Source organism: Deinococcus radiodurans R1 = ATCC 13939 = DSM 20539, from assembly GCF_000008565.1.
Taxonomy (GTDB): domain Bacteria; phylum Deinococcota; class Deinococci; order Deinococcales; family Deinococcaceae; genus Deinococcus; species Deinococcus radiodurans.
In genome coordinates this window covers 1834641-1849178 of record NC_001263.1, presented here as the reverse complement: position 1 = coordinate 1849178, position 14538 = coordinate 1834641, and the positions used below count along the sequence as shown (strand labels likewise).

Sequence of the window (14538 nt, the reverse complement as noted above, 5' to 3'; positions counted from 1 at the left end):
TCGGCGGGGATTCTTTTACTCACTGGTTCTCAGCTGTTCGTCACCGGCTTCGCGGCGCGGTTCTTGTCCCGCCATTCTTCGAAATACACGACGAGCGGCGCGACGATGTAGATCGAGGAGTAGGTGCCGACGAGGATGCCGACGAGCAGAATCAAGCTGAAGTCGCGCAGCACCGGGCCACCGAAAATCAGCAGGCTGATCAGCGGCAGCATGGTGCTGACCGAGGTCATGACGGTGCGCGAGAGCGTCTGGTTGATGGCGGCGTTGACGATTTCGCGGTAGCTGTGGCCGCGCATGGTCTTCATGTTCTCGCGGATACGGTCCGAAACGATAATCGAGTCGTTGAGCGAGTAGCCGATCAGGGTCAGCAGCGCGGCCACCGAGGCCACGGTGAATTCCAGTCCCAGCAGTGAGAAGAGGCCCATGGCAATCGCCACGTCGTGAATAGCGGCGATGATGCTGCCCAGACCCATGATGAAGTCGAAGCGGAAGCCGACATAGACCAGAATCAGGCCCAGGCCGAGCAGCACGGCGTAGATGGTCTTTTGCGTCAGTTCCTTGCCCACCGCCGGCCCCACCGTTTCGCTGGCGAGCACCTGCCCCTGCGGCAGCTTGCCGATGGCGGCGCCGATTTGCTTGACCTCGGCGTCGTTCAGCTCAGGCACCTTGACGGTGAAGTTCTGGCCCTGCTGTCCCGGCGTGGTGTCACGCTGAATGGTGGCGCTCTGGCCGGTGACTTTGGACACACCCGCCCCGATCACGCTGTTGCGGAGCTGCTCGGTGGTCACCTGCCGGTCCACGCGGGCGGTGAGGGTGGTGCCGGGCGCGAAGTCCACGCCGTAGTTCAGGCCCCGGGTGGCGACGAGCGCCGCGCCCGCGAGGGCAAGCAGCACCGACAGGGTGGTGATGACCTTGGCGGGCTTCATGAAGTCGAAGTGGGTGTGCTTGATCCACTGCGGGGCGCTCATGTTGGGCCGACGCTGCGCGAGCCACTGCATGAACCACTTGGCGAACACCAGGTTGGAAAAGGTGGAGGCGATCACGCCGATAATCAGGGTGACGGCGAAGCCCTTCACGGCCCCAGTGGAGTAGTTGTAGAGCGCGAGCGCCGAGAGCAGGTGCGAGGCGTTCACGTCCAGAATGGCGGCGGTGGAGTGCTCGTACCCGGCACCGATGGCGTTCTTGATGCCCTTGCCGCGCGCGAGTTCTTCCTTGATGCGCTCAAAGGAAATCACGTTGCCGTCAACAGCAGCGCCGATGGTGAGCACCAGACCCGCGATGCCCGGCAGCGTCAGCGTGGCGCCGAAGCCGCCCAGAATGCCCAGGATGATGATGCTCGAAAACAGCAGGCCGAGCGCGCCGACCAGCCCGAACCACAGACCGTAGTACGCGAAGAGCATCACGAACACCAGCCCAATCCCGACCAGCGCGGCAATCGCGCCGCTGCGGATGGCGTCGGCCCCCAGCGACGGCCCGATGGACCGCTCGGCGGCGGTCACGATCTTGATGGGCAGGGCGCCGGACTTGAGCACCAGCGCGAGCTGGCTGGCTTCCTCGGGCGTGAAGTTACCGCTGATCTGGATGTCGCGGAACAGGCGCTGGTTGATGGTGGCGACCGACTGAATCTGGTCGTCGAGCACCACGGCCATCAGGCGGTTGACGTTCTTGCCGGTAAAGTCGCCGAAGGTCTTGGCGCCCGCGTCGGTGGTCTTGAAGTTGACGACCCACTGCCCGGAGCGCTGGTCGGTGCCCGAGGTCGCGTCGGCGATGGTTTCCCCGGTCGCCACGACCGGCCCGAGCTGCGCGAGCGTGTAGCCGCTGCTGCGCGGGTTCTTCTCACGCACCGCCGGGTCGGGCTTGGCGTCCGAGTTGACGATGCGGAATTCCAGCCGCGCGGTCTGCTGAATGATGCTGCGGGCGCGGTCCTGCACGGCGGGCGTGGCGCCCGGAATCTCGACCACCACGCGCTTGCCGCCCGAGACGGTCACGGTGGGCTCGGCGACCCCCAGCGCGTTGATGCGGTTTTCGATGACGGTCTTCACCCGGTCGAGTTCGTCGCGGGTGGCGGTGCCCGACTCGGGGGCGAGCTCGATGCGCAGGCCGCCCTTGAGGTCGAGGCCCAGCGTCATGAACTGGTACTGGTCGTTCCACAGCGACCAGGGATCGTTTTTGTGTTCCCAGGGCCGCCAGATGTAGAGCAGGCTGCCGAGCAGGGTGAGCAGCAGCAGCAGCGCGGTCCAGGGGTTGGGCCGGCTGACCCCGCCGCTGCGGCGTGGGGGAGGGGGGCGGCGGTTGCTGCCGCTCGTCTTGCGAACTTGTTTGCTGCCGTAGGTCATGACTCGTTCTCCGAAAGAATCCGAAAAGGGGGCGTCTGAAAGAGGGGCGGGCTCAGCGAAAAGAGCTCAGCGAAAAGAGCTCAGTGAAAAGCCCTCAGCCCTCGAGCTGCCAGCGCCCCAGCGTCGCGAGGTCCGGCGCGAAGATGGGCGCTGTCCAGCCGCTTTCCAACCTGGGCACGTCCGGCACGCTCAGCCGCAGCCAGGGCACTTCGGGCGGCGGCGCGGCGGGCAGCGGCACCCCCGGCGCGGGTTGCGGCGCGGGGCGCAGCTCGGGCATTGGCGGCGTGAGGTTGCTGGCCGTCAGGCGGGGCGGCACCTCGTGCGCCGGGGCCGGAGCGCCCAGCCACACCGCCAGCGCCGAAAGCAGCGCGGCCAGACCGGGCAAAGTGACCCCCAGACGCCAGAAACGCCCCAACGGTCCCGGCCACCGAAGCGGGGCAGGGCGGGGGGCGCGGCGAGGGGGCTTCACAAGCATGTCAGCTTATCAGAGCGCGGCTGACGGGATTTGCGGTGCGGCGGTGTGGAGCGTGAGAAGGCGCTAGCGCACCAGCAGCGGTTCGTAGGCCGTCTTCACCGCGCCGTTGGCGAAGGTCAGACGGGCGATGGTGTTCAGGCTGGTCACGCGCCGGCCCGGTTGGTCCCTGACCGCGAGGCTCACGTTCGCGGTGATGGTCCGGCCCTGCTGGCTCACGCGGGGGTCGAGCGCACCCTGCTGACGGCCCGGCCACCAGTATTCCTTGTCCGGCAGCAACTTCTTGACAGCCTGACCGTTCTGGACATACTCGATTTCGTACTGAAATTCGGCGCGCACCACCTGCGACTGCTCGCCCTTGGTCGTAATGACGAGGTCGCAGCGGGCCGCCTTGCCGGTGGGCAGGCAGCCGAACGACGCGCCGCCCGCCTTGCAGTTACGGAAATCCCACTGGTTGAGCTTGGTGGGGCCGCTGTTCAGGTTGGTCTGGCTCGGCGCGGTGCGGGCGAGGTACGCCGGGTCCGCCGTGACCTCGAAAATCACCACCGACGGCCACAGGTCGCAGCTGACCCCCGCCGTGCGCTCGTCGGGGGCCGTCACCAGGGTTTTCGTCGTGCTCGCGGCGTAGCAGCCCTCGACCTTGCCGGTGTAGGGGACGTAGCCCAGAGCGAGGCGCTGCACGTCCTGAAAAGCCTGTTGGTCGCTGGCGGTGTTCAGCCCCTCTTTGCGGACCCACAGCTGCACGCTGACCGCCCGGCTCCCGGCTTCATTCGACTCGCGCAAGATGACGAGGGTCTGGGTGCTGTTGTACGGAAACTGCCACTCGCGCCCCCGGACGAACGGCTCGTCGCAGCCGTACTTCTGGCAAAACGCCGACTGCGTGACGGTGGCCGCGCTCACGCCCTGGCCCAGAATCCCCGCCGCGCCCGCCGTTCCGAACGCGGCGAGCAGCCCAGTCGTCAGAAACCCCGTCATCAGAAGTCGTTTCATGCTTCAGCCTAAGGGTACGTTGCCCGCTCTTTCCGCGCCCGCGTTCAGTCTTTCTTGAACGGCGCCATCAGCCGCAGCGCCGCAATCGCTTCTTCCTTGCCCTTCGCCTCGACTTCGATCCAGGGCACGTCGGCGTAGGCACTCGGAAAATCGGCAATCAGGTGCGAGTGGCGGCGGTCCTGCGGCCCCTCGATGCCGTTGCTGAGGTGGACAACCTGCCACTCCGGGGGCTGCCACGTCGCCCGCGCGCGCAGCACCCACTCGCGCACGCTGGGGTCTTCCTGGTCGGGAAGCTTGTCGTGGACGACGTGGTGGTGCGCGTCGAAGACCAGCGGCGTGCCGGTCGCCTCGCAGATGGGCAGCAGCTCGGCGGGGCTGTATGCCCGCTCGTCGTTTTCCAGACCCAGCCGCAGCCGTACTGGGTCGGGCAGGTCGGGAATCAGGGCCGCCAACTCAGCGCCGCGCCCGCCCTTGCCGCCGTGGAGCAGCAGCAGATTCCAGGGCGTGCGCGCCAGCCCCAGCCCGTCCATCACGCGGGCGTGGGCACTCATGGCCCGCACGCTCGACTCGCGCACCTCGGGCCGGTCGGAATTGAGCACGATGAATTGCTCGGGGTGCATCAGCAGCCGCACGCCCGCGTCGGTGAACGCATGCCCGGCCTCCAGCAGTTGCGGCGCTAGATGCGTGAGCACAGCGGCCCCGGTGTCGTCGCCCGCGAGGTCGAGCATGGGAAAAAGGCTCGAACTCAGTCGGTAGAGCCGGATGTCGTGCGCCGCGCAGTAGTCGGCGGCCCCCCGCAAGGTCTTGATGTTGCTCGAATACAGGTCGAGCAGCTTGGCTTCGCGCTCGGCAGGCGAGAGCGCACGGTAGCGGCTGAGCGTGACCGTGCGGAAGCGCACCTCCGGCCCCACCGTCAGGCACACCAGCCCGAGCTGCGGCACGGCTTCACAGGCCGAGGTCATGCCGTTCCTCCCCGGCGGCAGCGCTCCGAGCAGTAGCGCACGTTGTCCCAGTCGCGCTCCCATTTCTTACGCCAAGAAAAGGGCAGGCCGCAGCGCGCGCAGATTTTGCTGGGCCGCTCGCTGGGGGGCCGCCCGCCGCCGGGCCTCTTTGCAGGGGAAGATTTCTCACGGTTTGCCACCCGCGCAGTCTGCCGCGTCGGGAGGCGGGGGGCTGTGCGGGGGCTTACTCTGAGGAGGTTCCGATGGATTCGGTGCCGTTCTGAATCCATCCGAGCGACGGCGAGAAGGAAAAACGACGGGTTCTGCGGTGTGGAGCCGCAGGCGGTGGGGTTCCGACTGTGGCGCAATGGAGCGGAATCCGTAGGAGTGGCAGCAAAAAGCCCCGCCTCTAACAGAAGACGGGGCTGAAATGGGAACGCTTCAGCGCACGAATTTGCACTTGAGCAGCGTGCTGGTTGCGCGGGCGTCGTCGCCCCGGAAGGTGCTGAGGGTCGCTTCGCCCTGGTGTTCCCACCATTCCAGGCCGCTGGCGGTGTTCAGCCCGGCGTGCCCGACGTAGCGCGAGCCGCTGGCCGACACGGCTTCGGCGAGGCCGTAGCGCTGGCCCTGGTACTTCAAAACCGCGAACAGCGGGCTGTTTTCGTTGGCGTGCCCGGTGCTCACGTAGGACACCTGCACCTGCTGACCGCCCTGGCACTGGTAGACGTGGGCCTCCTGCGAGAGCTTGAGCGGCGCGGCCTGCGGCTGACCGGCGCCCCCGGCAAAGGCGGTGGCGAAAAGGGCGAGGGGAAGGGCGAACAGAGTCGTTGAACGCATGGCCCAAGGCTAGGCCCGCCAGATGACAGCAGGCTGATGGGTTGTTAACGGCTTCCGCTCTTAGAGCATTTGACAAAAGAATGGCCTTGCGCTCTTTGACCCTCTACCAAGGGGAGAGGGCCTGCCAAAGGCAGGGGTGAGGGGTCTTTGATTACGTCAAGTGCTTTATGCGCTCAGCAGGTCGCCAGTGCCGCGCGGCCACTGAGCTGTTCGTGGGCCTCCAGCAGCAGGGCCTCGGTTTCGTCCCAGCCCACGCAGGCGTCGGTGACGCTCACGCCGGGCTTGAGCTGCGTGAGGTCGGCAGGCAGGCTCTGTTTGCCGGCTTGCAGGTTGCTCTCCAGCATGGCGCCCCGGATGGCGCGCTGTCCGGCGAGGCGCTGGCCCAGCACGTCGCGCCACACCAAGCGCTGCCGGGTCCAGTCCGACCCCGAGTTGGCGTGCGAGCAGTCCACCATGACGGCTTCTTCGCGGCCCGCCGCGCGCAGCAGGTCTGCTGCTTCCTGCACGAACTGCGGGGCGTAGTTGGGGCCGGCACGCCCGCCGCGCAAAATGACGTGCCCGTGCGCGTTGCCCTTGGTGTGGACAATCGCGGCGCGCCCATCTTCGTCAATGGTGAAAAAAGCGTGCGGGTGACTGGCGGCCACCACCGCGTCCACCGCGAGCTTGATACCGCCGCCGGTGCCGTTCTTGAAGCCCATCGGGGCACTGACGGCGCTCGCCATTACCCGGTGGGTCTGCGACTCGGCGGTGCGCGCGCCCAGGCAGGCCCAGGCTACGGCGTCGAAGAGGTACTGCGGCGCGAAGGGGTCAAGCAGTTCGGTCGCCACCGGCAGCCCGAGTTCGCTCACCGCCACCATCAGCTCGCGGGTGCGGCGCACGCCCTTGCCCATGTCGTTGCTGCCGTCCATGTCGGGGTCGAGCAGGTAGCCGCGCCAGCCCACCGTCGTGCGCGGTTTGTCCACGTAGACGCGCATCTGCACTTCCAGCCGGTCTTTCACCCGCTCACGCAGCGCCGCGAGCCGCCCGGCGTACTCCAGCGCTTGCGCCTGGTCGTGAATGCTGCACGGCCCGACAACCACCAGTAGGCGGTCGTCCTCGCCGCTCAGGATGGCCTGCGCCGCCCGGCGTCCGGCGAGCACGGTGCGCTCGGCAGCGTCGGTCAGCGGCACCTCGGCCTTGAGTTCACGCGGGGTCATCAGCGGCGTGAAGCCGGTCACGTTGAGGTTTTCGGTGGTAGAGGGGGCGGGGGGCTGGGTCATGGGAACACGTCCTTTTTTATCTGGGTTATTTAGCTGGGGAAAAAAGAAAAACCCGGCGAGCCTTTGCGGGGCGTCACCGGGCGGGGAAAAACAGCGCGAGGCTAGGCCCGGTGGGAACCGAACCAATAAAAGCCGAACTCGCCGCAGTGGGGGCACAGGGGCGCGCGCTGAACCGTCATGCCCGGAGTGTAGACCCGGCGGGCAGGGGAGAGGGGGAGGCGTCTAGGTCGTGTTCATCCCCCCTTGACTGTTGACCTGTCCTCGCGGGGGAAGCGGAACTTTTGCCTGCCTCGCTGCGTACTGTTGGAGTGATGAAACGCGCTCTCGTCTTTCTTCTAACGGGCCTGGCCCTCGGCAGTGGCCTGGCCGATGCGGGCCGCCGCAGCGGTGGGGGGTTTGGCGGCAGCCGCAGCTCGGGCGGGTCTTATGGTGGGTCGTACCGCTCGCCGTCTTACCGTTCCCCCAGCACGCCTACCTACCGCACGCCGTCCACGCCCCGATATACGCCGCCCGCCAACTCGTCCTCGGGCAGCACCTACACCCGCCCGCGCACCGCGCCGCCCGCCGGGTCCGGCACCACCCGCACGCCCAGCACCACGCAGCGCAGCACCCTGCCGAGCAACCGCACGGTGGCGAACAACGCGGCCAACCGCGCCGCCGCCGCCCAGGTCAAACCCACGCAGCTCAACAACTGGAAGAGTGTCAAGCTGCCCGCCGGGGTGCCGCGCAATGCCATCACCTACAGCGCCACCCCGAGCAGCCAGTACCGCTACCAGTTGGAGCCGGGCCGCTACTACCCCTACCCGCAGAGCTACTACCGCCAGCACGGCATCGGCTACGACATCCTGAAATACGCGCTGATTTTCACCGCCGTGAGCAGCGTCGCCGACGCCCTCGACGGGCCGGACGTGGTGGTGAACAACGTCAACCCCGGCGGCGCGCCCGGCAACACTCCGGTGGTCGTGCAGCAAAACCGTGGCCCCAACCTCTGGAGCTACGTGGGCGTAGGCTTCCTCGCCGCCGCCGCCGCGTGGTTCGTCACGGGCCGCCGCCGCTGAGATGACGCGGCCCTTTCCCGGCGCCCCCAAAGCCGAGTGGCGCGAGTGGGCCTTCGCCGTGCGCCGGGAGCAGCCGGACGCCTCGGCAGCGGTAGTGGAGGCGTTGCGAGATTTTCTGCACGCGCAGGGTGCCCGTCGGGTGCTTGCTTACCACGCGCTGCCGGGCGAGCCGGACGTGTCAGCCCTGCAAGCCGACTTTGAGCTGCTGACCACCCGCACCCGTTTCAGGCCTGAGCGGCATCTCACCCTGCATCCCTACGCCACCGCCACCGAGGTCAGCCGCGCCGGGTACTTGCAACCGCCCACCACCGCGCCGCAACTGCCGCTCGGCAGCGTGGACGCCGTGCTGCTGCCGGGCCTCGCCTTTGACAGGCACGGTACTCGCCTCGGCTACGGCGGCGGCTTTTATGACCGCCTGCTGCTGGGGTATGCGGGCCTGCTCGTCGGCGTGGTGTGGTCCGCCTTGCTGCTGCCTGAACTGCCCGGTGAGGCGCACGACGTGCGGGTGGGCTGGGTGGCGACGGAGCGGGGAGTTCAGCCCTGCAACGGGAACGCTTCCACCGGCGCGTAAACCCCGCCTGGCCTCGGCTTCCCCATTAGCGTGAGAGTATGGGCGGTAAACACAAAGGACTCACGCGCCAGGTCGGCAAATTCTTTCTGAGCGTCGGCCAGCAGCTCTGGCAAAGCTATCCCGCGCCGGGCGAGGGCCAGCGTCAGGTGCGGCGTCATCTGCGGGCCCTCGTAGCCGAAGCGCCGTGCTGGTTGGAGGACGTCCAGCAGGGCCAGATGCAGTCGCACCGCCTCCGGGCTCCGCACCGCTAAATACAGCGCCGAGCCGTTGGGAAAAAGGCGCGGGCCGCCGACCTCCACCCGCACGGGAGACTGTCTCTCGGCCACCGCCCGCGCCACTTCACTCACCGTCTCACCCAGCCCACTGCGGGCCTTGACCGTGATGTGCGGCACGCTGCCGCGTCCCGGACGCCATGCCCGTCGCGGAACCTCAGGAGGCGTTCGCTCAGTTCGGGCGGGGGGAGCAGGGCCAGCAGCAAAGAGGGGGTCACCGCCGCAGCCTAGAGCAGCGTGTTGGAACGAGCGGGGGGCCGTGCAAACCGACTGAGTGCATGCCCCTCGGCCCCTCGCCGCTTCACCGAACTGGCCTATTTCGTATTGAGCCGAGGCGCGGGGGCGCCGGGTTTGAAGACCTTCACGTCTCCAGTCGTCATTTTGAGATTCAGCGTAATCCTGTTGCGGGCACTGTCGTAGTTGGCGGTCTTGTACGTGCCCGTCAGGGCTATCCCCGAGGCCACTTCCTGACCCTCCACGACCAGGGAGCCGGTACCGAAATTCTGAATGACCACCTGTAACCCAGTGTCGGCGGGCAGATAGAGATTCAGGCTGCCCGTGTCCTGCGTGATGTTGGCCGTCAGGCTCCGCGAGGGCAGCACCAGCTGAATATCGCTGGTCGTGCCCATCAGGTTCAGCGCGGTCAGCGGCAGGCCCCTGAGGTTCAGGTCCATGCTGCCCGTGTCCTGCCGGATGGACAGAGCCAGCGGCAGGCGGGGACTCAGGCCGACGGCCCAGTCGCCGGTTTCGTGGCTGGCGCTCACGTAAGCCACCCCCGCTTTCACCGTCGGTGTTTTGACGCCCAAAGTGGGGGTCGTGGCTGTACTGGGCGCCACCCGCAGCTGACCCGTCGACTGCTTGAGGGTGATGTTCACCGACTGATAGGTCTGGGCCGTGGCCAGGGACGAGAGCGTCAGGGGCAGCAAAAACAAGGGTACGGTCTTCATCGGAAACCTCCGAGAAGCGCCGGCTCAGGGCTGGCCGCAGAAGGGCTATCGGACAGGAGGGAGGCTCCGGCGACAAAAGGCCCGCCTCAGCTTCAGTATGCGGCCAAGCCCCCGAAAGTTTCCGTCCATACTGCCCGGACGTGCGCCCCGCCGGTCGCTTACAGTTTCCCTGTGACTCAACCAGACGCCACGCCGCTGAGGCGAACGCCGCTGCATGCCGCCCACCAGAAAGCCGGCGCCCGAATGGTGCCGTTCGGCGGGTGGGACATGCCGGTGCAGTACGCCGGAGTGAAAGCCGAACACGAGGCCGTGCGCAAGAACGCGGGCGTGTTCGACGTGTCCCACATGGGCGAATTTCGCGTCACGGGGCCGGACGCGCTGAAGTTCCTGCAACACGTCACCCCTAACGACGTGAGCAAACTGCGGCCCGGACGCGCTCAGTACAACTGGCTGCCCAACGAGCGCGGCGGGCTGGTGGACGACATCTACATCTATATGGCCGCCCCGGACGAGTACCTGATGGTGGTCAACGCGGGCAACATCGACAAGGACTGGGCGCATCTGAACGCGCTGACTGCTGGTTACGACGTGCAGCTCGCCAACGAGTCCGACAATTGGGCGCTGCTCGCCGTGCAGGGGCCGCAGGCCGCCGCGCTGCTGCAACCGCACACCGACGTGGATCTGAGCGCCAAGAAGAAAAACGCCTACTTCGCCGCCAAACTGTTCGGTCACGACGTGCGCCTGGCCCGCACTGGGTACACCGGGGAAGACGGCTTCGAGGTCTTTGTGGACGCGGCGCAGGCCGAAGCCCTGTGGGACGAGCTGCTGGCCCTCGGCATCACTCCCGCCGGCCTCGGCGCCCGCGACACGCTGCGGCTGGAGGCGGGTTTTCCGCTGTACGGCCACGAGTTCGGCGACGACATTCACCCGCTGAGCAGCCACTACAGCTGGGTCGTCAAGGACAAGGAACACCACGGACGCGCAGGGTTGCAGGCCGCGCCTACTCAGAAACTCATCGGCCTCAAGCTCGACAAGGTGCCGGTGCGCGAAGGTTACCCGGTCAAGGTGGGCGGCGAGGTCGTCGGGCGCGTCACCTCCGGCACGACCAGCCCCACCCTCGGCCACCCGATTGCGTGGCGCTGGTGAACCCGGACGCCGCCGCAGCCGACGCTTTTGAGGTCGAAGTGCGCGGCAAGGACCACCCGGCGAGCCGTACAGAAATTCCTTTTTACAAGCCCTAAGCTGAGGCTGTTTTCACGCCCCCGCCCCTTCAAGGAGAAGCTGACATGACCACCACCCCCACCGACCGCAAATACGCCGCCTCCCACGAATGGCTCACCCAAGACGGCACCGTGGGCATCTCCGACCACGCGCAGGAGCAGCTCGGCGACGTGGTGTACGTCGAACTGCCCGAAGTGGGCCGCGAAGTGAAGGCCGGCGAAGCCGTCGCCGTCGTGGAATCGGTCAAGACCGCCAGCGACATCTACGCCCCGGCCAGCGGCACGATTACCGCCGTCAACGACGAACTGAGCGGCAGCCCCGAAAAGGTCAACGAAAGCCCCTACGAAGGCGGCTGGCTGTTCAAGCTCGACGTGACCGAGGAAGGCGACCTGCTGGACGCGGCGGCGTATGAGGCGCAGGCGAACTGAGTAAGCCCTGCTATGAGCCATGAGCTTTGTGCCTGCTCGGGCCAGGGCTTATGGCTCAACTGCTTTCGGGATTGAAATGCGCTATGTCTGAATTGCTCTCAGTGCAGGATGCATACCGCGCCATGTTTGCTTTTCTGGAAGCATATTACGAGCGAACTCAATCTGAAGATGTGGGCAGTTTGCTTGGTGATTTGCAGCTTGACACTCAAGGTGAGCCGTTTGACCCTGCCGTATCGGCAGATTGGATTGAAGCTGTGCAGAAAGCACTTTTCAAAGGATAAAAGCCCTTTCCTGCCAATTTGACTAGGAGCTACCCCAAATGACCAAATCCCTCTCTGATCTCCTCCAGACCAACGACTTCACCCGCCGGCACATCGGCCCCAGCGAGGCTGAGCAGGCCGAGATGCTGGGCGTGCTGGGCGTCTCCAGCCTGGACGAGCTGACCCAGACCACGCTGCCCGCCGCCATTCAATTCGACGGCGAACTGCACACCGGCCCCGGCATGACCGAGGCGCAGGCACTGGCCGAGCTGAAGGCCGTGGCGCAGAAGAACAAGGTGTTCCGCTCCTACATCGGCATGGGGTACGCCGGCACGGACGTTCCGCCGGTCATTCTGCGCAACATGCTGGAAAATCCCGGCTGGTACACCGCCTACACGCCCTATCAGGCCGAGATTTCGCAGGGGCGGCTGGAAATGCTGCTCAACTTTCAGCAGACCGTCCAGGACATGACGGGTATGCCAGTCAGCAACGCCTCGCTGCTGGACGAGGCCACCGCCGCCGCCGAAGCGATGACTCTGGCCAAGCGCCAGAGCAAGAACAAGGGCAGCAACGTCTTTTTCGTGGCCGACAACGTGCATCCGCAGACGATGGATGTGGTGAAGACCCGCGCCGAGTACTTCGGGTTCGAGGTGCAGACGGGAAGCGCGGACGCCATCCCCGAGGGAGCTTTCGGGGCGCTGGTGCAGTATCCCGGCACCCACGGCGAAGTGCTGAACCTCGCGCCGATTGCCGAGAAGGCCCACACCCAGGGCGCCGCCCTGATTGTCGCCACCGACCTGCTGGCCTGCGCCCTGCTGACCCCTCCCGGTGAGCAAGGCGCCGACATCGTGGTGGGCAGCGCTCAGCGCTTCGGCGTGCCGATGGGCTTCGGCGGGCCGCACGCGGCATTCCTGGCCTGTCAGAAGGGCTTCGAGCGTTCCATGCCGGGCCGCGTGATCGGCGTGAGCAAGGACGTGCGCGGCAACACCGCCCTGCGAATGGCGATGCAGACCCGCGAGCAGCACATCCGCCGCGAGAAGGCCACCTCCAACATCTGCACCGCGCAGGCGCTGCTGGCGAACATGGCCGCCGCCTACGCCGTGTGGCACGGGCCGGAAGGGATTAAGACCATTGCCGAGCGCGTGCATAGGCTGACCGGCATTCTGGCGAAGGCACTGCAAGACGCCGGCATCAAGGCCAACGAAACTTTCTTCGACACCCTGACCTTTGAGGGGCAGGACGACCTGGGGGCCCGCGCCGAGGCGAAGGGCATCAACTTCCGCCTTGACGGCGGCAAGGTGGGGATCAGCCTGGACGAAACCGTCACCCCGCAGGACCTCGCGGACATCATCGAAGTGGTGACGGGCAAGGGAGTGGACGTGCAGAAGCTAGATGCCGAAGCCGTTGACGGCATCCCCGCCCCGCTCAAGCGCCAGTCGGACTTCCTGACCCACCCGGTCTTCAACACGCACCACTCCGAGCACGGCATGTTGCGTTACCTCAAACAGCTCGAAAACAAGGACTACAGCCTTACGCACGGCATGATTCCGCTGGGCAGCTGCACCATGAAGCTCAACGCCACCACCGAGATGATTCCGGTGACGTGGCCCGAGTTCGGCGGCCTTCACCCCTTCGCGCCCGAGTCGCAGACGCAGGGCTACGCTGAGATGCTAGCCGAGTTGGAGCGCTGGCTGGCCGACATCACCGGCTACGACGCCGTGTCCATGCAGCCCAACTCCGGGGCACAGGGCGAGTACGCGGGCCTGCTGGTCATCCGCAAGTACCACGAGGCTCGCGGCGAGGCCCACCGCAACATCTGCCTGATTCCCGCCTCCGCGCACGGCACCAACCCCGCCAGCGCCGCCATGATGGGGATGCAGGTCGTGGTGGTCAAGACCGACGAACAGGGCAACATCGACTTCGACGACCTCAAGGCGCAGGCCGAGGCGCACAGCGACCACCTCGCCGCGCTGATGATTACCTACCCCTCCACGCACGGGGTGTACGAGGAGAACGTGCGGGACGTGTGCGACCTGATTCACCAGCATGGCGGGCAGGTGTACCTCGACGGCGCCAACATGAACGCGATGGTCGGGGTCGCCAAGCCGGGGCTGATCGGCGGCGACGTGAGCCACCTCAACCTCCACAAGACCTTCGCCATTCCGCACGGCGGCGGCGGGCCGGGCATGGGGCCGATTGGCGTGAAGGCCCACCTCGCGCCCTTCCTGCCCAACCACGCCGTTGCGCCCACCAGCGACAGCCACACCGGAGCCGTGAGCGCCGCACCGTATGGCAGCGCCAGCATCCTGCCCATCTCGTACCTCTACATCAAGCTGCTGGGCGCCGCTGGCCTGCGCCAGAGCACCCAGGTCGCGCTGCTGAATGCCAACTACATTGCCAAGCGGCTCTCCGGCGCCTTCCCGGTGCTCTACAGCGGCAAGGGGGGCCGGGTCGCGCACGAGTGCATCCTCGACATTCGCCCGCTCAAGCAGGAGAGCGGCGTCAGCGAGGAAGACATCGCCAAGCGCCTGATGGACTACGGCTTCCACGCGCCCACCATGTCCTTCCCGGTGCCCGGCACCCTGATGATCGAGCCCACCGAGTCCGAGCCGAAAGCCGAACTCGACCGTTTTGTGGACGCCATGCTGAACATCCGCCGCGAGATTCAGGACGTGCAGGACGGCACCATCAGCGCCGCCGACAGCCCGCTGAAGCACGCGCCGCACACGCTGAAAGACCTGATGGACAGCGAGTGGACCCGCGCCTACAGCCGCGAAACGGGCGCCTTCCCCAGTGCCGCGCAGAAGGCGTGGAAGTACTGGCCCGCCGTGAACCGCGTGGACAACGTGTACGGCGATAGAAACTTTGTGTGCTCCTGCCCGCCGATTGAGGATTACATCGGCGCTTGAGATAAGGAAATAAGGAAAGGGGCAGCCTCCGGGGGTG

General features: G+C 66.5%; 14 protein-coding genes and 1 pseudogene. 6 read left to right on the top strand and 9 right to left on the bottom strand.

The genetic code is table 11. The annotated features are described in order from the left end of the window. Positions 1-29 precede the first annotated feature (29 nt). The 7 genes from secD to DR_RS09290 form a co-directional block, all read right to left on the bottom strand. The gene (gene secD / locus DR_RS09320) at positions 30-2336 is read right to left on the bottom strand and encodes a protein translocase subunit SecD (RefSeq protein WP_010888457.1); all 2307 of its coding nucleotides are present in this window, start codon (positions 2334-2336) and stop codon (positions 30-32) included. Between the two features lie 94 nt (positions 2337-2430). Continuing rightward, a complete protein-coding gene (locus tag DR_RS09315; protein ID WP_227085938.1) occupies positions 2431-2721 on the bottom strand; it encodes a hypothetical protein in 291 nt (96 codons plus the stop codon). A gap of 153 nt (positions 2722-2874) precedes the next feature. Further along, positions 2875-3798 (bottom strand): hypothetical protein, encoded by a 924-nt coding sequence (locus tag DR_RS09310; protein WP_010888455.1) that lies wholly within the window; start codon positions 3796-3798, stop codon positions 2875-2877. A 44-nt stretch (positions 3799-3842) separates the two neighbouring features. Beyond that, complete coding sequence (gene uvsE, locus DR_RS09305; RefSeq protein ID WP_034350019.1) at positions 3843-4760, bottom strand: UV DNA damage repair endonuclease UvsE; 918 nt, start codon at positions 4758-4760, stop codon at positions 3843-3845. Then, on the bottom strand, positions 4757-5029 hold the full coding sequence (locus DR_RS09300; protein WP_081816046.1) for a DUF2256 domain-containing protein: 273 nt from the start codon (positions 5027-5029) through the stop codon (positions 4757-4759). The genes uvsE and DR_RS09300 overlap by 4 nt, the downstream gene beginning before the upstream one ends. Before the next feature lie 151 nt (positions 5030-5180). Further along, complete coding sequence (locus tag DR_RS09295; RefSeq protein WP_010888453.1) at positions 5181-5576, bottom strand: MliC family protein; 396 nt, start codon at positions 5574-5576, stop codon at positions 5181-5183. A 173-nt stretch (positions 5577-5749) separates the two neighbouring features. Continuing rightward, a complete protein-coding gene (locus DR_RS09290) occupies positions 5750-6835 on the bottom strand; it encodes a 3-deoxy-7-phosphoheptulonate synthase (RefSeq protein WP_010888452.1) in 1086 nt (361 codons plus the stop codon). A 311-nt stretch (positions 6836-7146) separates the two neighbouring features. On the opposite strand from DR_RS09290, the gene DR_RS09285 reads away from it, so the two are divergent. Together DR_RS09285 and DR_RS09280 are read left to right on the top strand one after the other, a co-directional pair. Continuing rightward, positions 7147-7893, top strand: coding sequence for a hypothetical protein (locus DR_RS09285; protein WP_027479787.1), 747 nt, complete (start codon positions 7147-7149; stop codon positions 7891-7893). Position 7894: 1 nt separating this feature from the next. After that, the gene (locus tag DR_RS09280) at positions 7895-8464 is read left to right on the top strand and encodes a 5-formyltetrahydrofolate cyclo-ligase (protein WP_010888450.1); all 570 of its coding nucleotides are present in this window, start codon (positions 7895-7897) and stop codon (positions 8462-8464) included. Here DR_RS09280 and DR_RS09275 read toward each other — a convergent pair. Both DR_RS09275 and DR_RS09270 read right to left on the bottom strand, forming a co-directional pair. Further along, on the bottom strand, positions 8428-8856 hold the full coding sequence (locus DR_RS09275) for a 2'-5' RNA ligase family protein (protein WP_010888449.1): 429 nt from the start codon (positions 8854-8856) through the stop codon (positions 8428-8430). The genes DR_RS09280 and DR_RS09275 overlap by 37 nt on opposite strands. 194 nt (positions 8857-9050) lie before the next feature. Then, positions 9051-9683: a LiaF domain-containing protein gene (locus tag DR_RS09270; RefSeq protein WP_010888448.1), complete on the bottom strand. Its 633-nt coding sequence runs from the start codon at positions 9681-9683 to the stop codon at positions 9051-9053. Positions 9684-9854: 171 nt separating this feature from the next. On the opposite strand from DR_RS09270, the pseudogene gcvT reads away from it, so the two are divergent. From gcvT to gcvP, 4 genes and pseudogenes are all read left to right on the top strand, one after another. Beyond that, positions 9855-10924 (top strand): annotated as a pseudogene (gene gcvT, locus DR_RS09265) (glycine cleavage system aminomethyltransferase GcvT). 45 nt (positions 10925-10969) lie between these two features. Continuing rightward, entirely contained in the window at positions 10970-11332 is a 363-nt protein-coding gene (gene gcvH, locus DR_RS09260) for a glycine cleavage system protein GcvH (protein ID WP_010888446.1), read from the top strand. An 83-nt stretch (positions 11333-11415) separates the two neighbouring features. After that, on the top strand, positions 11416-11613 hold the full coding sequence (locus DR_RS09255) for a hypothetical protein (protein ID WP_162177649.1): 198 nt from the start codon (positions 11416-11418) through the stop codon (positions 11611-11613). Between the two features lie 38 nt (positions 11614-11651). After that, a complete protein-coding gene (gene gcvP, locus DR_RS09250; RefSeq protein WP_010888444.1) occupies positions 11652-14501 on the top strand; it encodes an aminomethyl-transferring glycine dehydrogenase in 2850 nt (949 codons plus the stop codon). Positions 14502-14538: the final 37 nt, after the last annotated feature.

What these genes read in the sequence shown, in the direction of transcription:
- secD (WP_010888457.1), bottom strand. Translation starts at nt 2,336, where the DNA reads ATGACCTACGGCAGCAAACAAGTTCGCAAGACGAGCGGCAGCAACCGC.
- DR_RS09310 (WP_010888455.1), bottom strand. Translation starts at nt 3,798, where the DNA reads ATGAAACGACTTCTGATGACGGGGTTTCTGACGACTGGGCTGCTCGCC.
- uvsE (WP_034350019.1), bottom strand. Translation starts at nt 4,760, where the DNA reads ATGACCTCGGCCTGTGAAGCCGTGCCGCAGCTCGGGCTGGTGTGCCTG.
- DR_RS09300 (WP_081816046.1), bottom strand. Translation starts at nt 5,029, where the DNA reads ATGGATTCAGAACGGCACCGAATCCATCGGAACCTCCTCAGAGTAAGC.
- DR_RS09295 (WP_010888453.1), bottom strand. Translation starts at nt 5,576, where the DNA reads ATGCGTTCAACGACTCTGTTCGCCCTTCCCCTCGCCCTTTTCGCCACC.
- DR_RS09290 (WP_010888452.1), bottom strand. Translation starts at nt 6,835, where the DNA reads ATGACCCAGCCCCCCGCCCCCTCTACCACCGAAAACCTCAACGTGACC.
- DR_RS09285 (WP_027479787.1), top strand. Translation starts at nt 7,147, where the DNA reads ATGAAACGCGCTCTCGTCTTTCTTCTAACGGGCCTGGCCCTCGGCAGT.
- DR_RS09280 (WP_010888450.1), top strand. Translation starts at nt 7,895, where the DNA reads ATGACGCGGCCCTTTCCCGGCGCCCCCAAAGCCGAGTGGCGCGAGTGG.
- DR_RS09270 (WP_010888448.1), bottom strand. Translation starts at nt 9,683, where the DNA reads ATGAAGACCGTACCCTTGTTTTTGCTGCCCCTGACGCTCTCGTCCCTG.
- gcvH (WP_010888446.1), top strand. Translation starts at nt 10,970, where the DNA reads ATGACCACCACCCCCACCGACCGCAAATACGCCGCCTCCCACGAATGG.
- DR_RS09255 (WP_162177649.1), top strand. Translation starts at nt 11,416, where the DNA reads ATGTCTGAATTGCTCTCAGTGCAGGATGCATACCGCGCCATGTTTGCT.
- gcvP (WP_010888444.1), top strand. Translation starts at nt 11,652, where the DNA reads ATGACCAAATCCCTCTCTGATCTCCTCCAGACCAACGACTTCACCCGC.